Annotated in this window: 15 protein-coding genes and 1 pseudogene; 10 read left to right on the top strand and 6 right to left on the bottom strand. The window is 64.7% G+C overall.

The genetic code is table 11. From position 1 onward, the window contains the following. Window positions 1–219 precede the first annotated feature (219 nt). Window positions 220–1,404, top strand: a complete 1,185-nt coding sequence (locus tag B7K24_RS10270) for an Ltp family lipoprotein (RefSeq protein ID WP_159449219.1) — start codon at window positions 220–222, stop codon at window positions 1,402–1,404. 133 nt (window positions 1,405–1,537) lie between these two features. Here B7K24_RS10270 and B7K24_RS10265 read toward each other — a convergent pair whose 3' ends face one another. Continuing rightward, on the bottom strand, window positions 1,538–1,810 hold the full coding sequence (locus B7K24_RS10265) for a type II toxin-antitoxin system VapB family antitoxin (protein ID WP_084130252.1): 273 nt from the start codon (window positions 1,808–1,810) through the stop codon (window positions 1,538–1,540). A 110-nt stretch (window positions 1,811–1,920) separates the two neighbouring features. Between B7K24_RS10265 and B7K24_RS10260 the strand changes: the two genes are divergently transcribed. Then, window positions 1,921–3,348, top strand: coding sequence for a DUF2252 domain-containing protein (locus tag B7K24_RS10260; protein WP_234986672.1), 1,428 nt, complete (start codon window positions 1,921–1,923; stop codon window positions 3,346–3,348). A gap of 885 nt (window positions 3,349–4,233) precedes the next feature. On the opposite strand, the pseudogene B7K24_RS13675 reads toward B7K24_RS10260, so the two are convergent. The 3 genes and pseudogenes from B7K24_RS13675 to B7K24_RS13670 all read right to left on the bottom strand — a co-directional run. Continuing rightward, a pseudogene (locus B7K24_RS13675) lies at window positions 4,234–4,329 on the bottom strand (IS481 family transposase); the annotation flags it as partial. A 1,492-nt stretch (window positions 4,330–5,821) separates the two neighbouring features. Next, the gene (locus B7K24_RS10255) at window positions 5,822–6,181 is read right to left on the bottom strand and encodes a nucleotide pyrophosphohydrolase (protein WP_234986671.1); all 360 of its coding nucleotides are present in this window, start codon (window positions 6,179–6,181) and stop codon (window positions 5,822–5,824) included. Window positions 6,182–6,338: 157 nt separating this feature from the next. Beyond that, window positions 6,339–6,524: a hypothetical protein gene (locus tag B7K24_RS13670; protein ID WP_234986670.1), complete on the bottom strand. Its 186-nt coding sequence runs from the start codon at window positions 6,522–6,524 to the stop codon at window positions 6,339–6,341. A gap of 30 nt (window positions 6,525–6,554) precedes the next feature. On the opposite strand from B7K24_RS13670, the gene B7K24_RS10250 reads away from it, so the two are divergent. The 6 genes from B7K24_RS10250 to B7K24_RS10225 all read left to right on the top strand — a co-directional run bounded on the left by B7K24_RS10250 (window position 6,555) and on the right by B7K24_RS10225 (window position 17,200). After that, complete coding sequence (locus B7K24_RS10250; RefSeq protein WP_234986669.1) at window positions 6,555–8,192, top strand: DUF2075 domain-containing protein; 1,638 nt, start codon at window positions 6,555–6,557, stop codon at window positions 8,190–8,192. Between the two features lie 75 nt (window positions 8,193–8,267). Beyond that, the gene (locus tag B7K24_RS10245; protein WP_084130248.1) at window positions 8,268–8,732 is read left to right on the top strand and encodes a heme-binding protein; all 465 of its coding nucleotides are present in this window, start codon (window positions 8,268–8,270) and stop codon (window positions 8,730–8,732) included. 252 nt (window positions 8,733–8,984) lie between these two features. After that, window positions 8,985–14,402: a DUF4011 domain-containing protein gene (locus B7K24_RS10240; RefSeq protein WP_159449218.1), complete on the top strand. Its 5,418-nt coding sequence runs from the start codon at window positions 8,985–8,987 to the stop codon at window positions 14,400–14,402. A gap of 159 nt (window positions 14,403–14,561) precedes the next feature. Further along, a complete protein-coding gene (locus tag B7K24_RS10235; protein WP_084130246.1) occupies window positions 14,562–15,890 on the top strand; it encodes an MFS transporter in 1,329 nt (442 codons plus the stop codon). 200 nt (window positions 15,891–16,090) lie between these two features. Then, on the top strand, window positions 16,091–16,678 hold the full coding sequence (locus B7K24_RS10230) for a hypothetical protein (RefSeq protein ID WP_084130245.1): 588 nt from the start codon (window positions 16,091–16,093) through the stop codon (window positions 16,676–16,678). 45 nt (window positions 16,679–16,723) lie between these two features. Beyond that, window positions 16,724–17,200: a GNAT family N-acetyltransferase gene (locus B7K24_RS10225; protein WP_084130244.1), complete on the top strand. Its 477-nt coding sequence runs from the start codon at window positions 16,724–16,726 to the stop codon at window positions 17,198–17,200. Between the two features lie 21 nt (window positions 17,201–17,221). Here the strand turns inward: B7K24_RS10225 and B7K24_RS10220 are convergent, their stop codons facing one another. Continuing rightward, window positions 17,222–17,461, bottom strand: a complete 240-nt coding sequence (locus tag B7K24_RS10220) for a hypothetical protein (protein ID WP_084130243.1) — start codon at window positions 17,459–17,461, stop codon at window positions 17,222–17,224. 44 nt (window positions 17,462–17,505) lie between these two features. Then, window positions 17,506–18,081, bottom strand: coding sequence for a GNAT family N-acetyltransferase (locus tag B7K24_RS10215; protein ID WP_084130242.1), 576 nt, complete (start codon window positions 18,079–18,081; stop codon window positions 17,506–17,508). Between the two features lie 142 nt (window positions 18,082–18,223). On the opposite strand from B7K24_RS10215, the gene B7K24_RS10210 reads away from it, so the two are divergent. Beyond that, window positions 18,224–18,463, top strand: a complete 240-nt coding sequence (locus B7K24_RS10210) for a hypothetical protein (protein WP_084130241.1) — start codon at window positions 18,224–18,226, stop codon at window positions 18,461–18,463. A 142-nt stretch (window positions 18,464–18,605) separates the two neighbouring features. After that, window positions 18,606–18,890, top strand: coding sequence for a hypothetical protein (locus B7K24_RS10205; RefSeq protein WP_084130240.1), 285 nt, complete (start codon window positions 18,606–18,608; stop codon window positions 18,888–18,890). Window positions 18,891–19,033: the final 143 nt, after the last annotated feature.

Genomic DNA, 19,033 nt, shown 5'->3' with positions numbered 1-19,033 from the left:
GCGTACGGCGCGGCAGTTCTCATGAAATGGATATCACTATCCGACATACGGAAAGTGGACGCACCACGGGGCGATTCGTGCCGTTCGTCGCTTTGGCCGTGTGGCCTTGCCCACTCCGCTAGTGCGATGTCAGGGGGCAGGGGTACGGTCATTCTCGACATTGGGGCGTCACGTTCGGGCATGAGGGCCGAGCCGTTCCCGTGGCTGAGGGAGCAACACATGAGTACGAACGCGCCTGCGGGGTGGTACCCGCAAGAGGATGGCACGCAGCGTTATTGGGATGGTGCCCAGTGGACCGAGCACATCGCGCCGGGAGTCGGTGCCGCGACCGCGGCCTCGACTGACTCGGACCCGCAGGTCGTGGGGGCGGCGAACGCTGGACCGCAGGCAGAGGGTGAGGTACCGGTGAGCCCGCCCGCGGATGAACGTGAGTGGTGGAAGAAGAAGCGCTTCCTCATTCCGATCGGCGCCGTCGCCGTGTTCTTTGGCATCGGAGCACTCGGCGCGGCAGCGGGAGGCGATGACGATTCCACTGGTGTCGCGGCGGCGTCACCGACGCCTACGGAGGCTGCGCCGTCGCCTACGGAAACCCCGGACGTCTCATCGCCGACGCCGACCGCTTCTGAGGCACCGACAACATTTATGATGCCTGACCTGGTGGGTGACAACCTCCAGGATGCTCAGGACGAACTTCAAGACCTCGGCTCGTACTTCGTCGATCAGGAGGATGCCTCCGGCGACGAGCGCACACAGGTCCTCGACTCCAACTGGCAGGTGTGCACACAGGACCCGGCCGCGGGTGACGAGGTTCCCATCGAAACGGTGGTGGTGCTCGCGTCGGTCACACTGGACGAAACGTGCCCGGGGGAGGAGCCCGAGGCGACCGACGAGCCCGCCGAGGTCGAGGCGGCGCCCGCCGAGGAGAGCACGTCGGAGGATGAGGGCGATACCGAAGAGCCCGCCACGTCGAGCGCTAGCGCATCGCAGGTGCAGGCGGTGCGCCAGGCGGAGAGCTACCTCGACTACACCGCATTCTCTCGCGACGGTCTCGTCGACCAGTTGGAGTACGAGGGCTTTTCGCACGACGACGCGATCTACGGAGCGGACAACGCGGGTGCGGACTGGAACGAGCAGGCGGTGCTATCGGCTGAGTCCTATCTCGACTACACCGCGTTTTCGAAGTCCGGTCTGATCGATCAGCTGGAGTACGAGGGCTTCACCAAGAAGCAGGCCGAGCACGGCGTGGCGGGGATTACCGTCGACTGGAACGAGCAGGCTGCTTTGAGTGCCGAGTCGTACCTTGATTACCAGGCCTTTTCGCGTAGTGGGCTGATCGACCAACTGACGTACGAGGGCTTCACCAGCGAGCAGGCAACGTACGGCGTCGACCAGGCCGGGCTGTAGCGCTTGGAGGAGGGTCGATGCGCCGTTCAGTGCGGGGCATCGGCCCTCCCCGATCAGTGGTTCAGTGCGGTGACGAGCCGGTTGAAGTCCGGCTCTGCGTCGATGATCGCGATGGTGGCCGAACTGTCCACGATCATGCGTAGAGCCCGTCCTCGTCGTAAAGGTCGTCCTGCGCTTGGCGGATGGCGGCGCGGTCCTCGTTCGTAAGGGACGCGTCGATTTCGGCAACGATTGCCATCGCTCGGTCGTAGCGCTCGCGGGCGCGCCGGTCGTGGTCCTCGGCGGCGAGGCGCTCGAGCTTTGCCTGGACCGCCGACTCGATGGCGCGAGTCTGGGACTGGCCGGTCCTGTCGGCGAGTTCGCGCACGAGGGCAACGGTGCGCTCGTTCTTGATGGTGAGGGTCATAGAGCCAGTGTCTGCCTGCGAGAAAGCCTGCGTCTACCGCCTGTGGATGGGCCGACGTGCAACGATGATGCCCTGCCCGCCGACCGCGCAGGGCGGAGGGGATGTGCCGCGTGGCCAGTGACGTGCCTCAGGTTCACCAGACGCTGAGCGGCACCAACGCCGACAGCGAGCCGCGCGTGTTCGAGTCGCTGCGAAAGCGCCCGCGGCCTCGCGCCGAGCGCTACGAGATTGGACGCTCGCTGCGTAAGGACGTGCCGCGCCGGACGCTCGGCGACTGGAAGGTCGATAGTGAGCGCCGCGACCCCATCGCCCTGATCGAGCGCAGCCACGAGGGCCGCGTCCCCGGGTTGGTGCCGGTGCGCGTGGCGCGCATGGCCGCCTCGCCGTACGGGTTTTTGCGGGGCTCGGCGGTGGTGATGGCCGATGACGTGGCTGGCCTGCCGTCGACCGGCATCACTCCCGTGGTGTGTGGGGACGCGCACCTGGGAAACGTTGGCTTCTACGCCTCTCCTGAGCGCGATCTGGTCCTGGACCTCAACGACTTCGACGAGGCGCACCCGGGCGCGTGGGAGTGGGACCTGCGCCGCCTGGTCGCGAGCACGTGGGTCGCCGGACGCGAGACGGGCGCCTCGGAGGACAAGTGCCGCGACGCGGTGCTAACTTGCGCGCGGGCGTACCGCGACGAGCTCCGCCACCTGGCCCAGGAGCCGCTGTTCGCGCGCTCGTTCGAGCGCATCGACATGCGCGGCATCGAGAAGCATGGCACGGAGTCGTCGCTGTCGAAGGAGTTGGCGCGGGCGGCGAAGCGGGCGCGCAAGCGCACCTCGGACCGGGCCCTGCCGCGCTTCACCAAGAAGGACGGCGACGGCAGGCGCATCGTCGAGGAGCCGCCGCTGATTACGCGCTTGCCCGATGCTGAGGCCGACGCGCTCGCGGAGGGTCTCGACGAGTACATGGGGACCCTAGACCCGCACTGGGCGCGCATGCTGGGCGGCTACACGCTGGTGGATGTCGCGCACAAGGTCGTGGGCGTGGGCTCCGTCGGACTGCGGGCCTACGTCGCGCTGCTCGAGGGATCGAGCGAGAAGGACGTGATCTTCCTGCAGCTCAAGCAGGCCAGGCGCTCGGTGATCGCGGAACACGTGCACGGCAAGGACGCGTGGCACCGTCACCAGGGCCAGCGCGTGGTCGAGTATCAGCAGGCGCTGCAGACGGTCAGCGACCCGCTGCTGGGCTGGACGACGGTGGATGGGCGCCAGTTCTACGTGCGCCAGTTCAGGAACATGAAGGGCTCGGTGTCGCTCGACCGCATCTCGGCGAAGGCGCTGGCCAACTATGCGGGCATCGCTGGGCGGCTGCTGGCCAAGGGCCATGCGCGCACGAGCGGTGCGTCGATGATCGCTGGGTATTTGGGCAAGGGCAGCAATGTGGACGAGGCGATGGCGGCGTTTGCGAGGGCGTATGCCGACCAGACGGAGGCCGACCACGAGGCGCTGCTCAAGGCCGTGAAGAGCGGGCGGATGGAATCGAGATCCTGATCGCTGCCGTGGGCCACGTAGGAGTGTTCATCCCTCTGCTCTAGACCGAAATCTTCGCGGCCCAAGGAGTCATGCCGTTGCGGAGTCGAGTCAATGCCAGGCGACGCGTCAGAGTGGCCTGCGCAGATTTGCGGGCAAAAAAGAGAAGGACCTGCGGTCGCGCCCACAAAAGGAGGCATGCGACAGCTCGGCGGTGCGCATCACGAAGATGCACACGGCCGAGTGCTTTTGGCCCTAGATGAAAGGCATCGCCTCGCTACCACGGGCCCACGCGGTGAGCGTGTCCGTGAGGCCGCTGAGGTCCTGAGAACGGGATGACGGTGCCATGCCCCCTCGTCGGGGAACACGCCAGTGGACATCCACGGGCTACCGGGCAACACGGGCGCCGTCATAAGCGGCGCAAGGCTCTCGAAGAAGGCTTCTGCAGTCCCACGACCGAGGGGAAGCAAGGTCGGCATGTCGCCCTCCATGTCTACTGCGAGGTTGTGGAACACTCGCGCAAGCACCCGAAGCACAGTCGGGGACGCCAGGAGGCTCGTGCCGCGCAAATCCTGCGGCTCTGCGTCACCAAGAAAAGCGCGGCGAGCTGGGGGGCTTGCGACAAGCGTGTCGAAGTACGAGTCTGCGATCGCGTAGACCTGCTGATCCTTATACACGCGCTCACGCGGCTTCGTCATGCGGCCCTTGATACCGAGAGTGGCGGTGCGAACGATGTCCGAGACATTGCGTGCCGACACGAAGTTCACGTTCTTGGAGCCCGCAACTCGGTCCACCTCGAAGTCCACACGATCGGCCAACAGTTCGTTCTCGTCAGATATCTCGCGAGTGACACGGTTGATGACGCTGGTCGAAGCGAATTCGACCGTCTTAGACTTGCTGATGCCCCGCGCGTTGTAGCACGCCGATGGCGGTGGCGGCAGTTTCATCGTCGTGGCTCTCTGCATAGCCGGCGCACGGATGGTCGTCAATGACGGTGTAAAGGTAGGCCGGGTCTACTCACAGTGTGGTTGTCGACAATGGCCTGACCCACGGTTTTGCTACCTGCTCAGCCGAAACACCCGTAGGTCTCCAGGGCCTCAACTAGCCCCTAGGCGCCACGTGCTGATTCGTGAGGCGTCAAGACACGGCTAACTGGGTCAATGCCGAGAGCGGCTCCCGATTGCGGGTCAACTCTCCGTCAGCGCCGAGGTGTCGTCTACCCGCGAACGCGAATCTAGTGCCAGTGTCCCTGCTCGCGCCACCGATCGGCCAATGCAGCGAGGTTGCCGGAAGTGCCGACCGAAGCCTGCGAAAGGGCCTGTGAGGGAGGCGAGAGCCGCGCGAACGAGAGCGCGCATTCACGGACGACCGCAGGGTGCCGCCACATGTCTGCGCACACTGCTGCGCCAGTCAGGGCGAGCACTTGGCTCTTGTGGGTCGGCGACAGTGATGAAGCCGCAATGGCCTGGCGAATGTGCCGGAGCCCGGTCGCTCGGGTCGAACTGTAAGCCACGGGCTCAAGCGTCCTCGAGTGCCGAGGCAGGCACAATAACGAGTATCGCGGCGCCGGGCTGCCAAGGCCCGATCGGCCAACTTGCGAGGCGGCTGCTTCTGCGACTATCGAGCACCAAAGGTGGCCGTCCGCAATTGTGGTTCCCGTAGTTGTCGGTATAATTCCCATTGCGCCCGTGGTTATGTCGGCCGCCAGTTTGTTCTGCCGCGTTCGCGCTCCGGCAGTGGATTGCAGGCTCGCCTGAGCAGTCGAGAGCAATGCAACTTTGAGGAAGTCGTCGACCACGAGCGTTTCGAACCAAGTTGCGCCCCAGCCTCGGGAGTAGTTCGCGCGAGAAATTTCTGAAGCTCGGGGTATCCTTCTTCCCTTTCGCGCCGGAACCGAAACCTGGTCAAATCGAGCATGCAATCCCCCGAGCGCACGCTCGAGGTCCCGTTCAAATTCCTGAAGATCCTGTGCTGACGAGCAGCTCAGTGCGCGATATAGCAAGTCGACTTGGTGGCCCGCCCCGCGGCATCGACATTTGCATCCCGGGTTGTGCGCGCGTTCACACGCTGGATTGTGTTCAAAATCAATCTGCGATGCTGAGTTCACGGTTCCCCCCAATGTGTTAATGAGCGAACGTAAACACTTACCTAGGTCCTGTCAATGCTTAGCAGGGTAAACGTAGAGGCAACGCGCCTTTTAGGGCAATTGTCCTTTTCGCGCGTGCGATGAGATCGCATTCGTGAGAACGCAGATGACTTCCACGCGAATTCTGCCGTGACGGGCGGTGTCCTTGCAGGCGCTTCAACGCCCAGTGATCCGGGCGAGCGAGGGGCGGCCATGTGCCGCGCGGACCCACACCGTGGCCGGGTGGATTCGGCGCCCTCGGTTCCACATTTGGGTTTGCGCTACGTGGCACGAACGCACCTCGCATTTTCGGTCGCGGGAACTGAGATACAGGCGTTGCGTGGGAAACAGCGCTCGAAGGTGCGGCACTCAGTCGATGTGAGGGGCGATCCCGCGGACCGCATCAGGCATGAACCTGATGCGCGAATCCTCAAGCTTTGCGGCAGTGGCCTCTGCGATGTCGATATCCAAGACGTCGGCCAGACGTAGGAGGTATGTGAGCACGTCAGCGATCTCGTCCTTTGCCCGCTGCTTTCGTTCTGGATCGGCGAACGCTGTGACAGCGTCGGCGGCCGGCACCCACTGAAAGAGCTCGGCCAATTCGCCGACCTCGCCCACGAGTGCCAGAAGCAACGATTTGGGATCGTGGAACTGCTCCCAATCCCGCTCCCGCGCAAACTCTCGGATCTCGGCCGTCAGTGCGGCGAGCGAATCAGCAGTCTCGGTCACGTGACGACTCTCCCACGACACGCCAGATTGCGTCACCGCTGGGCGATAGTGTTCCCCACGTAAGCGCACCGACAGGCTTCCATCATGGATATGCCTCCCGCGCAGTATTCGTACTGCCCTGGGGGTCTCCATGGAGGTCGTGCGTCACAGCGCCCGGTCACTCGCCGCCTACTCGCGGTCCAACTTCTCCGTCGTCGAGGATGCGCTTGCCGACATGTTCCTGTTCCACGGACTCGGGATCCCTGGCGCTCGCGAGCGTCAGTCGTGGCGAAACTCCATCCCACAGTTGGCGTCGGTTCTCGACGATGCAGGTCTGGGTGATGTGGACGTCCTCCTTGAGCATCGACTGCCACTCACGAGTAGGCGTGCAGACGTGGTCCTCGCCGGAGTGCATCCGACGAGCGGGGATCCGTCGTATGTGGTGGTGGAACTCAAACAGTGGACCCGGGCGCGCCGACACGAAGGTTCCGAATCGCTGGTCGACGTCGAGGGCGTCGCCTACAACCCTGTGCTCCACCCTGCGCTGCAAGTGGGCGAGTACTCGCGGTACTACCGTGATTTCCTTCGAGCGCTCGAAGGCAAGCCCGATGCGCTCGTGGGTGCCGCGTATCTTCACAACGCGAGCGACGAGGGCGTCGCGGACCTGTGGTCTGTGGCACCAAGCAGCGATGGCCGGATGTTCACTGGGCAGCGTCGAGGGGAGTTCGCTGAGTTTCTCGGTTCGAGACTTGCTCCTATAAGTGGCGCGCGTGCAGCGGACGAGTTTCTGTCGTCGGCCATTGCGCCCTCCAAGCAGCTTCTGAAAGTCGCCGCGGCGGAGATTCGAGACCGTGAGCAGTTTGTCCTGTTGGACGAGCAACGTGTCGCATACGAGCTCGTCATGAGAGCCGTGGAGTCAGCACGCTCCGGGGACTCCAAAGAGGTCTTGATCGTCACGGGTGGCCCCGGATCGGGAAAGAGCGTGATTGCCCTGTCGCTTCTGGGTGAACTTGCACGGCAGGGCCGCACCGCGCTTCACGCGACGGGCTCGCGTTCTTTCACCCAGACAATGCGCCAGGTGGCGGGACACAGGTCGCCAGCGACGAAGGAATTGTTCAAGTACTTCAACAGCTTCATGGAGGCCGAGCGGAACGGCCTCGACGTGCTGGTGCTCGATGAAGCGCACCGCATCCGCGAGAAGTCTGTCAACCGATTCACTCCCAAGCGGCTGAGGGAAGACGCTCGTCCGCAGGTTGACGAGCTCATGGACGCGGCGCGTGTGCCTGTCTTCCTTCTGGACGAGCACCAGGTGGTGAAGCCCGGCGAACTTGGCACCGTCGCCGATATTCGTGCACATGCGGCTCTGAGGGGCCTCCAGGTTCGGCAGGTCGATCTCAACGCGCAGTATCGCGCCGGCGGCAGTGCGGCATATATCGACTGGGTGCTGAGACTGCTGGGCCTTGCGGGCGATGCCCCCATCCCGTGGAACGACGAAGACACGTTTGCAGTCGAAGTTGTCGACACGGTGGAGGACCTCGAGACTCGGATGTACCAAGCGCGGGCGCAAGGCTACGGCGCGCGCATTACAGCCGGTTACTGCTGGCCGTGGTCGGAAGCGCGCAATGGGCAGTTGGTCGACGATGTAGTCGTTGGCTCGTGGCGCCGCCCATGGAACTCGAAGCTCGAGCGGAAACTCGGAGACATCCCGCCGTCTGCACTATGGGCGACGGAGCCCGGCGGATTTGGTCAGGTTGGCTGCGTGTACACGGCTCAGGGCTTCGAGTACGACTGGAACGGCGTGATCCTGGGGCCTGACCTTGTCGTCCGGGACGGGCGGTTCGTCAGTCGGCGCGAGTTCAACAAGGATCCCTCGTTCAAGAGCCTCAAGAATGTGAGCGATGAGGCGTTTGATCGCAACGTGCGTAACATCTACAAGGTGTTGCTCACCCGAGGGATGGTCGGGACGGTGCTGTACTCGACTGACGAGGAGACTCGGGAGTTCTTGCGCTCGGTCGTGCCAAGCGCCCACTAACGTGGAGCCAGAGTGTCCGGTCACTCGATAGCCGATCGTGCTCTGGACCAGTACCGGCTACGGAGGGAACCCCACATGTTCACCGGCATCACCACCGACATCTGCAAACAAGCCTGGGATGTGATCACCCCCGCGATCGCCCGTGGCCACGAGGTCGGCCTGCTCAACGGCTACAAGGGTGGGGTGGTGGTGCTCGACCCGGCCGACGCATCGGCCGATCCCTTGTTCACCGCCTACCTGGGCGACGACCCTGAGCGGTTCGTCGAGTGGGCCACCGCCAAGGCGCGCGTCGCAGCGCGCACCGGCATGGACACCTCGCGCCTGCGCGACCACTCGCCGCACCTGTACCGCGCGGGCGACATCAAGTGGCCCGGCGGCATTGTCCGCGAGGGCCTCGTCGTCGCGTTCAGCGGCGTGCAGGGGGAGTACGACGAGATGATCGCCGAGTGGCTCGTCAGCGCCATTCGCGCCATCTGCCGCCTGGAGTTCCGCGCGCCCGACGGCCCCCGCGATAACGGCGGGCCGTTCCTGGGCGAGTAGGGGTGCCAGGGTGGCCAAGGCATTAGCCACACTTCGTCGCCGCCACGTGCCCCTGTGTCGTCTCCACGGTGCGATCCGGTGCGCGGAGTGGCTCGTGAGAATCGGGGCCGTGTGCAGAAGGTCACTGCATACCGCAGCCGACCTATGCTCCGCGCAACCGCGGCTAAGGTATCCGGAGAGGATTTCCGGGTGACACTGCGTGAGCATCGAGCGTTCACAGCTTCGTGACCCATGTCAGCTGGGGGAAACAGCATGGCCGAAGGCAATGATGTCCAGATCGCGCTAAAAGCATGGCGTGACGGTCTCGTCGGGCTAACGCGCGCGAGCCGACTCATTAAGTTCAATGCACCTCGGACGTCTTCGCTGCGGTTTGAGCATCCCGACGGGGACGCCATCCTTGACCTGATCGAGACCGGCAGGCCGGTTCGCGTCATCGGTCATCCCGAGATCGCTGGTGATGGGGAGGCCGAGATCTCGTCGCAGTACTCGGACGAAATCCCCGCACACACGATTGTCGCCGCGCGCGAGGAGAAGCACGTCGGGCCGGTCTTGAGAAACCTCATGCGTCGCGCGAACACTGAGTACCTCGACAAGGGTCTATCAGTCTTGTACGTCGCGTTCGGCCTGCTGCTATGGCACGATGCAGACGGCACCCAGATGAAGAGTCCGCTGCTCTTGGTGCCAGTCTCGCTGGTGCCTGAGGGGCCGAAAGGCACGCCTCGAGTGACTTCTGGAGAAGACGAGGCAGTCGTGAATCCGGCGTTGGCGCTGCGCCTGCGCGACTTCAATATTGAGTTGCCTACCATCGAGGACGGCATCGAGATCCGTGTATCGGAGGTGCTGGCTCAAATCGAGGCCGCACTAGCCTTCGCTCCCTCCTTCGCTGGTTGGGAACTCAGTTCAGAAGTTCACATCTCTACGTTTTCGTTCGCTAAGGAAGCGATGTTTCGCGACCTGCTTGATAACGAGGAAGCCATTATCGAGCATCCCCTATTTCGGGCTGTCGCAACGAGCGACCCTCTTAAGCAGTCTGACGAATTCCAGTTCGAAGCCACCGGAGTGGGCGACATCGACGACATCGCTCCGGCAGAGACCAATCCGCTGGTCCTTGACGCCGATTCGTCGCAACGCGTCGCTGTTCACGCTGCCGTTTCAGGCAAGAGCTTTGTCATGGATGGGCCGCCCGGGACGGGCAAGTCCCAGACCATTGCCAACATGATCGGTGCGTTGTTGCACGATGGGAAGACAGTCCTCTTTGTCTCCGAAAAGATGGCTGCGCTCGACGTCGTTCGCAATCGCCTCACGGATGCAGGCCTAGGCAGTTACTTGCTCGAGCTCCACTCGCACAAAGCGAGCCGTCGTGAAGTCGCGACGCAATTGTTACAGGCACTGGACACCGTGATTCAGCCCGGTGGCGGTGCTGACGAACTCGCTGGTGTGAGTGCGCTCGAGCGACGCAAGCAACTTGACGACTATGCCCGCGCGATGAACGAGCCTCGGGAGCCGTGGCGTCGCTCGTTGCACGACATGATTGGCGAGTTCTCACGTCTCGACGGCGTGCCGCAGGCTCCGCCGCCGGAGATTGCGCCGTCGTCCCTTTCATATCACGATGTGACGACGCTCCCGGCTAAGCTCTCGCAATTGGCGCGCTCGTGGCGACCGGTACAAGAAGGAGCATCGTTCCTGTGGCGAGACGTCACGGACAGGACGTCGCTCGAGCTCCGAGTGACGCGCGCTGCCAGCGCTCTAGATCACTTGCTGACTGCCATGCAATTTAGCCAAGGGCTCGTGAATGCCATAGGCGTCACGGAACTCGAGGATGTCGCGACCGTGGTGGAGGTTCTGGATCACCAGCATCGAGACGCCCCCGTTGACGCTATCGAGCGCTTCCTTACTATCTCTGACATAGCCATCGCGAGTGACGCTGTCGAGTCGCTTGCGGCAGCGCGCGACGAAGCGTTGCGCTGCGGAGACGAGGTTGTGCGTCTGGCCGGTGTCACTGCGGACGCAGTGCCGGATGGGCCGGTGAAACGGGAGCTCTGGCGCGTCTCCCCGAGTATTGCCCACGGCATCTCGGTCGAGGCGCTGACGGCACATGACCTGACCAGCCTCGCGAATGAATCTCGTCGGCACCTCGAGTCGTTGGAGCCGGCGCTGGAGTTGGCCGACAAATTGGCGGTGGCGTTCGAGCTCGGCAAGATCGAGGCATTTCACGACATCGATCGGCTGGTGCGTACAAACGAGCTTCGACGGTCTTCGGAGCGGTTTCCCAGTGCTTGGCTAACTGCGGACGGCTTGGAACAAGCGCAGGCATATCTCCAACGTGCGCAGCGCAAGGCACGAAAGCTTGACGAAGTCGAGGCGGCCGCACGGCAAGTCTTTGTCGCATCCGCGTTGCAGGCGCCGCTGGCGGAACTGGAGAATCGTTTCGCGAACCTCCATACGGGCTTGAAAAAGTTGTCGGGCGCTTACCGGACGGACAAGCGGGTCCTCGCCGGCCTCCTCGTAGAAGCCACGAACGTCAAGGAGGGAATCGCTCATCTGTCGCAAGCAGTCGAATGGTCGAAGGCGGACCAAGCGTTCGGGAGCATCGGCCACGATGCGCCTGCCCTCCTCGGTGTGTTGTGGCGCGGGCGCGAGACGGACTTCGCTGCCATCGCACGAGAGATGAGCTTGGCAAGGCAACTCCACGACCTCTTCCCGCGAGGCCTGCCCGAGGGGGTGAAGGCGGGTTTCCGTGACCGCGATCCTGAGCCCGCCGTCAACGGCATGTGCGATCAGATTCGTGATGCGGTCGTGGAGTGGCAGACCTCGCTAGTCGACTCGACGTCGATTTCACCACCATCGGCGTTATCGATTGAACCTCCGGCAGTGTCGGTGAATTGGCTCAAGGGGCACCTGGCGTACACGGACGATGTAATTCAACGGGTGATTGACGTTGATCGAGCAGTCGGGCGCGCTTGCACCGTGGCTGAGGCGCATGAAGTGACCCGCGTTGCCGCACAAGCGCGCGAAGCAGCCACGAGGTTTGCGGACGAGCGCGCAAAGTTCGCCGAAGCCTTCCCTGCAGAGGGTGCCTCGGCAGGGGCCGACGTCGCACGCCTCGCCGAGTTGCTTGAGCACACTCAGCGCCTCCGCGAGATATTCGGAGGACCTCTCCAAGTGTCACAAGTAGAGGCCATCGGGAAGAGTTTCCCTAACCCTGAACTCCACGGGCGCCTGGAGGCGTGGCGCGGGTGCCGAAAGGCCATCTCCGCAGCGTTCGCCGCCGACCGTGCTCGCGAGATCGAACATGAAATGGCTACCGCGCGCGATGCTGCGGCTCTTCTCGAAGCGTTCCGTGACGACACTGTCGGACAGGACGAGTGGTTCGCGTACCTCGACGCGATTGCAGCACTCGAGCCTTATGGCCTCAGATCCAGCGTGGATTACTGCATCGGAGAACGCCTGCCCTCAGATTCTGTCGTAGGTGCGCTGATGCGTGCGTTGGTACGCACCTGGATCGATGCGGAGTACTTGGCCGATGAGCGTCTCCGACCGGCATTAGGCATCGAGCGCGACGCGCTCGCCGATGCCTACCGCACGCTCGACCGCGACCTAATCTCCAGGGCGACATCCGCGATCGTGCGGGCCGCAAACACGCGACGTCCGGCGAATACCGCGATCGGAGAGCCAGCAGTTATCCGGCGCGAAGGCGCCAAGCAGAAGCGCCACATCCCCGTCCGTGACTTGATTGACCGGGCGCGCACCGCCGTTCAGGCTGTCAAGCCGGTATTCATGATGTCGCCGCTGGCAGTCTCCCAATACCTGCCATCTGATCTGCGGTTCGACGTGGTGATCTTCGACGAAGCATCGCAGGTCACGCCCGGTGACGCGGTCAACTGTATTTACCGAGGCCGTTCGCTCATCCTCGCTGGCGATGACAAGCAACTGCCCCCTACGTCATTCTTCGACCGTGTCGTTGACGATGACGAGCTCGAAGACGACTCGGACGCGAAGGACTTCCAGTCAGTTCTCGAGCTTGCAAAGGCTTCGGGAGCATTTAACAACCTGGGGCTTCGTTGGCATTACCGTTCACGGCACGAAGACCTCATTGCCTTCTCGAACTACAAGTTCTACGACGGCAAACTAGTCACGTATCCGTCTGCCGCCTCGGAGGGCGAGAACGTCGGCGTGAATTTCTATCACGCAAGCGGAACGTATCGCCGTGGTGGAGGAGCGGATAACCCGACCGAAGCGCGAAAAGTTGCCGAGCGCGTCATCGAGCATTACAGAAACCGGCCAGACCTCACCCTTGGTGTCGTCACGTTCTCCGTCGCGCAAGCCGACGCCGTTATGGCGGCAGTAGACGAAGCGCGCGAGTCGCACAGAGACCTCGATGCGTACTTCGACACCTCGGATCGTCTCAACGGATTCTTTGTCCGCTCGCTCGAGTCGGTTCAAGGCGACGAGCGCGACGTGATTATTTTCTCCATTGGGTACGGTCCAGACGAGGCCGGCAAGATCACCACGAACTTCGGCGTCCTCAACAAGGACAAGGGTTGGCGAAGGCTTAATGTCGGCATCACACGCGCACGCCAGCGCGTCGAGGTCGTTGCCTCGCTCAGGGGCGGTGACATTCCGCCTTCCGCCAATGAGAGCGTGAACTACCTGCGCGACTACCTCGAGTATGCAGAGAAAGGCCAGTCGACCCTCGCTATTCAGTACGGCGCGACAAACTTAGGACCGGAATCCCCATTTGAAGAGTCGGTGATCAAGGCGATTACGTCCTGGGGGTACAAGGTGGAAGCGCAGGTCGGAACTGCGGGATACCGCATCGACATCGGCGTTCGCGACCCTGCCCGCCCCGGCCGCTACGTGCTCGCCGTCGAGTGCGACGGCTTTCAGTACCACTCTGCTCCGGCAGCGCGTGACCGCGATCGGCTACGCGATGAAGTTCTCACCGGCCTGGGTTGGAGGATGCACCGAATCTGGGGCACGGCCTGGTACCGGAATCGAGTAGATGAAGAGGCCCGCCTGCGGTCGGCGATCGAGCACGCTGTCGAGGTGTCTGACGATCCAATCGATATCGAGCACCTCCGCGTATCACGACCAGAACTCGTGGAGGAGGTTGCAACAGTTGATGAGGCGCCGACGTGGATCGCGGACTACATCCAAGCGCCGCGGACGACACTGCCGGGATGGGTGGATCCTGCCGAGCCCGCCAACTTCCAACACCTTGTCGCAGGCGTCACGACCCTCGCCGAGGTAGAGGGCCCCGTCCACATCGAGGTCGCTCTTGAGCGACTCCGTGCCTGGTGGAATGTGGGTCGCGTCTCTGCGCGGCTCCGTGCAAACGTCGAGAGCGCAATCAATCGCGGCGGGTTGGCGTATGACAGCGAATTCCTCGATATCCCTGGTCGGGGCGTGCGAGCCGTTCGTAGGGAAGCTGTAGGTCCCGTGCGCAAGGCAGAGCATGTGCATTCTGGCGAAATTGCGTTGGCGGTCGAACAGCTGGTCACTGATGCAGGTGGCGCTCAGAGGAGCGAGATCGTCACGACTGTGGCCCGTTTGTTCGGTTGGGCTCGGACGTCGAGTGCCATCGAGCGTCGAATCAATGTTGCCATTGACGGTTGCATCGGCCAAGGCTACTTAGTCGATCAAGAAGGCAGTCTTCGCCCGAGTAGATAGGTCTGCTGTCATGCGAGCAGACCGGGCCGACGGCAGATCCTGGCACCTGCGTTTGCAACGTCCGGCCCCCGCGACAACGGCGGGCCTTTCCTGGGGGAGTAGAGGCTGCCAGGCCGGCCACGGCATCGGCCGCCCGCAAGCGCCTGCCAAGATGAACGGATGGCCACGCAGAAGCTCTACGACCTCCTGGTCCGCCACCAGGACTCCGACGCGGAGGACCTGAGCCCCGACGCGCGCCCGCACATCGCCGCCAACGGCCTGCGCCAGATGGCGGCGCAGGCGCTGCAGTCCGCCGGCGATGAGGTGGTCAACGCCAAGACCGTCCTGCCGTGGCTGATGAACGCGCTGGGCGCCCCGGGCGTGTTCGTCGGCTTCCTGGTGCCCATCCGCGAGTCCGGGTCCATGCTCCCGCAGGCCGCGTGGGCGCCAAAGGTGCAAGCCAGGCGTCAGCGCAAGGGGGTATGGGTCGCCGGCGCGGCCGGACAGTCCGCCGCCACGGCCGCCATGGCGCTCGTGGCTGCCACCGCCGAGGGCTGGGTCGCCGGAGTCGGCATCCTCGTGGCGCTCGCGGTGTTCGCGCTCGCGCGCTCGCTGACCTCGATCGCGAGCAAAGATGTTCTGGGCCGCACGGTGCCGCAGGGGCAGCGGGGTCAGATTCAGGGAGTGACGACGGTGGCATCGGCCGTCGTGGCGGTGACGCTCGGCCTGGGACTGCGGTTCTGGGGTGGGGACCTTGGTGTCGGCGTGCTGGCGGCCCTGCTCGGCGGCGCGGCCGCGCTGTGGGCGCTCGGCGCCCTGATCTACGCGACCATTCGCGAACCGGTGGAGGAGACGGAGCCAGCCACGGCATTTGCCGCTGACGATGCTGGGCATGGCGAGGATCGGCCCGGCTGGGTTCGGCAGTCCGTCGACCTGTGGCGGGACGACGCTGTCTTCCGGCGCTTTGTCGTCGCGCGTGGCCTGCTGCTGGTGTCTGCGCTCAGCCCACCGTTCGTGGTGGCGCTGTCGCTGCAGGGCGACGGCCAGGGGCTGTCGTCGCTGGGGCTGTTCATCCTGGCCCAGGGGGTCGCGGGGATCATCGGCGGGCGGGTGTTCGGGCGGCTGGCCGATGCGTCGTCGAGGCGGCTGATGATCGGCGCCTCGCTCGCGGCATCGGCCACGATTGTGGTCTTCCTGGGGCTGAGGGCCGTGCCGGGCGTGGGGGAGGCCGCGTGGCTGCCTGCGGTGGTGTACTTCGTCCTCGCGTTGGTGCACCTGGGCGCGCGACTGGCGCGCAAGACGTACGTGGTCGACATTGCCGAGGGCGACCAGCGCACGGAGTACGTGGCCGTCGCGAACACGCTCATGGGCGTGCTGCTGCTCGCGGTGGGCGCGGTGACGGCGGCTCTGGCGGTGTTCGGAAATGCGGTTGCTCTGGTGGCGCTCGCGGTGCTCGGTGTGGTGGGGGCCTGGGTGGGGCGCGGGTTGCCGGAGGCTGAGAAGGGCTGAGCGCTGCGGACGTGAGGCGGGTGCGGAAGGCGGCGGGGGCATCGGCCGAGTGCACCTGTCCACAGGCCGGGTGTCTGCGTCAGGCGAGCCGCGCTAGCGTGCACGGGACCGGCGGGGGCGCCGATTCCTTGGGGGGAACGAATGATGTCGGGTGATCAGTTGGCTCCTTGGCGGCGCCAATGGACCTGTAGGGCTATCCGGTGAAGCGAGGCGCCGCGGTGCGAGTGCGCGGAGTCGAACGGCGAAACGGCTCGTCGTGGCTCATGGTGTGGTGGTTCCTACCGCTCATCGCCGGAGGGTTGGCGCTCTGCCTCTACGTCACGCTCGTCCTCGGCTTCGACGCTGATCTCTGGTTCGACGCCTTCGCGCCGGTCTTCGTGCCGGTCGCGATCGCCGGCCTCGCAATACTCTTGCCGGTCGTCTCCTTTCGGGTGCTTCAAGTGTTCGGCTTCGTGGGCGTCGTCTACGTTCGCGAGTTCGGCGATGGCTCGGCCCTGCTGGGGTCGTGGTGGCGGGTGCGTGGCGGGCAGGGTCTCATCGTCGATCGCGCCGCGAAGGTGCGGGTGAAGGCGGTGGAGACGATGCCCAAGACGCTCGGCTGGCGCAGCGACACCGGTATCCCGGTCTACATGGCGTGGACGGTAGCGACGAACGGACGGAAGTTCAGTTGGTTGACGCCGTTTGAGGTTGCGCCCGACGCTGCGCAACGCATTCACGCTGACCTGTCGGGGCTTCCTGAGCCCACCTTCGATTCTCTCGAGATGTCTCAGGCGGCCCAGGCGGCCTGAAAGCGCCAGCCGGCCCGTGCATCGGCCGCCCGTTAGATTCGCCTCATGCCCGACGCGTGGCTTCCCGCCGACTTCGAACACCCGCTCCTGGTGCCACTGACGGACGGCGTGCACCTACGCCCCATCCGCCCCGACGACACAGACATCGACATGGTCGCCGTGATGGGCAGCCAGCCCATGTTGTGGGAGAAGTACGGCGAGGCCTGGGGCTGGCCGCCCGCCGACATGACCCCCGAGGCCGACCGCGCCGACCTCGACCGCCATGCGCGCGAGATGGTCACGCACGAGTCGTTCAACTACGCGATCATGCCCACCGATGAGGGCGCGATCTACGGGTGCGTGTATATCGACCCGCCGTCGGATTCTTCGGCTGCGGTGGGCCCGGTCGCCGAGGTCTCGTGGTGGGTGGTGGCCGATGCGCCGGCGGGGTTGGCCGATGCCGTCGCGGCCTTCGTACCGCGCTGGCTGGGGGAGAGGTGGCCGTTCGTCGAGGTGCGCTATCCGTTTGGCGAGGTGGGCTGACGACCGGTCGCCGTGGGAGCGCTACTCGGAGTCGGGATTGCCTGGCTGCCCCGGAGCGCGGCGGGTCTGCTCGTGAATGATGTCGGTCTGCACCCTCAAGATCGCGTAGACATCCTCGAGTTCCCGGCGCATCTTGGCGACGTTGTTGGCCATCGAGAAGAACGCGATGGCAACCGCGACCCAGATAGCGATGCCCAGCACCACCAACCCCACCATGATCGCGCTTCCGGCCCACGCCGATTCGATGAGCGGTCCCTCCATGACATACCCCCTTGGTTGAGGAGCACGGTAGCGCAAGCGGTGCGTTAATCCCGAAGGTCGAGCCTCATCAGCACCCGCGGGAATCCGTTCAGCACGGACCCGGTGTCCGCGGCCTTAGTGAACCCCGCCTTCTCGAACAGCACGCGCGTGCCCACGTACGCCATGGTGAGGTCCACGCGCTCGCCCTTGTTGTCGACGGGGTAGGCCTCGATGGCGGGCGCTCCGGAGGCGCGGGCGTGCTCGACGGCGCCCGCGACGAGCGCGTGCGAGATGCCCTGCTTTCTATGGCCCGGCCGCACGCGGATGCACCACAGCGACCACACGTCGAGGTTGTCCACGTGGGGGATGAGTCGGTTGCGGGCAAAGCTGGTCTGCGCACGCGGATGGACGGCGGCCCACCCCACGGGCTCGTCGTCCAGGTAGGCGATGACGCCGGGCGGCGGGTCCTGGGCGCAGAGTTCGCGGACCCGCGCCGCCCGCGCGGGCCCCCGCAGCGCGTTGTTTTCCTTGGAGCCGATGCGGTAGCTGAGGCAGAAACACACGTTGGAGGTGGGCTTCTTGGGGCCGACAACCGCCGCGACGTCCTCGAAGACGGTCGCCGGGCGCACCTCGATGGTCATGAGCCCAGTGTGGTGCGTGAGCAGGATGCACCGTGTTCGCTCACAGCGAAATCTGGTTCCTGCTGCATCGAAGGCGTCGCCTGCGCCGGAAGAAGAGAGTGAAGCGGTCGCATGGGGTGGCCGCCCAAGGAAAGGAAGCGCAATGAAGCGCATCATCGCCACAGGATTCATCACCGCCATCGCCATGGTCGGGTTCGCGGGGACCGCGAGCGCCGCGCCTGCAGACGTCGCCTGCTTCGGTCAGATTCACAGGGCCGTCAACGCCGGCGCCGTCGGACTCGACAACGTGGGCCAGCTGGTCCAGTCGTTCGACAACAAGGGACAGGGCAAGAACGCGCTCGCGAGGGAGCTCGCCGCAGGCGGGTTCTGCGAGCAGCCGTAATTCAGGCCGCATCGCACTCCACGGGGGCTCGGGCCGCAAGGTCCGAGCCCCCGTCACGTGCGCGCCACTAAGCCGCCCCGAACGGGAAGCCGCGGTGAGCGAGAAGCCAGCTGCGGCATCGGCCGCCCGCTAGATTCGCCCTGTGACCGCCATGGGGCTTCCCGAGGATTTCGCGCTCCCGCTGCACGTGCAGGTGACCGACGCCGTCCACCTGCGCCCCATCCACCCCGACGACACGGACATCGGCATTCCCGCCGTCATGGGCAATCAGCCGATGCTGTGGGAGAAGTACGGCGCGGCGTGGGGTTGGCCGCCGGCCGACGAGGGCGCGCTGTTCGGATGCATCTACATCGACCCCGCCGCGGTGCCTAACCCCGCGGGCCCGGCCGCGGCCACGCACCGCACCTTTTCCGCGCGGAGGACGTGAAGTGGCCAGGCGGGATCATGCGTGAGGGGCTCGTCGGCGCCATCCGTGCGATCTGCCGTATCGTGTTCGCCGCGCCCGTCGGCCTGCAGGACAATGGTGGGCCTTACCTGCGGAAATAACTCCTGAGCGGGCCCGGGAGTCCG

Origin of the sequence: Demequina sp. NBRC 110055, from assembly GCF_002090135.1 — a bacterium.
Taxonomy (GTDB): domain Bacteria; phylum Actinomycetota; class Actinomycetes; order Actinomycetales; family Demequinaceae; genus Demequina.
This window is presented reverse-complemented; position numbering and strand designations above follow the sequence as displayed.

Coding starts and splice junctions, on each gene's coding strand:
- B7K24_RS10220 (WP_084130243.1), bottom strand. CDS start 17,461: ATGGAGGGACCGCTCATCGAATCGGCGTGGGCCGGAAGCGCGATCATG.
- B7K24_RS10245 (WP_084130248.1), top strand. CDS start 8,268: ATGTTCACCGGCATCACCACCGACATCTGCAAACAAGCCTGGGATGTG.
- B7K24_RS10240 (WP_159449218.1), top strand. CDS start 8,985: ATGGCCGAAGGCAATGATGTCCAGATCGCGCTAAAAGCATGGCGTGAC.
- B7K24_RS10235 (WP_084130246.1), top strand. CDS start 14,562: ATGGCCACGCAGAAGCTCTACGACCTCCTGGTCCGCCACCAGGACTCC.
- B7K24_RS10210 (WP_084130241.1), top strand. CDS start 18,224: ATGAAGCGCATCATCGCCACAGGATTCATCACCGCCATCGCCATGGTC.
- B7K24_RS10215 (WP_084130242.1), bottom strand. CDS start 18,081: ATGACCATCGAGGTGCGCCCGGCGACCGTCTTCGAGGACGTCGCGGCG.
- B7K24_RS10265 (WP_084130252.1), bottom strand. CDS start 1,810: ATGACCCTCACCATCAAGAACGAGCGCACCGTTGCCCTCGTGCGCGAA.
- B7K24_RS13670 (WP_234986670.1), bottom strand. CDS start 6,524: ATGCTCAAGGAGGACGTCCACATCACCCAGACCTGCATCGTCGAGAAC.
- B7K24_RS10225 (WP_084130244.1), top strand. CDS start 16,724: ATGCCCGACGCGTGGCTTCCCGCCGACTTCGAACACCCGCTCCTGGTG.
- B7K24_RS10270 (WP_159449219.1), top strand. CDS start 220: ATGAGTACGAACGCGCCTGCGGGGTGGTACCCGCAAGAGGATGGCACG.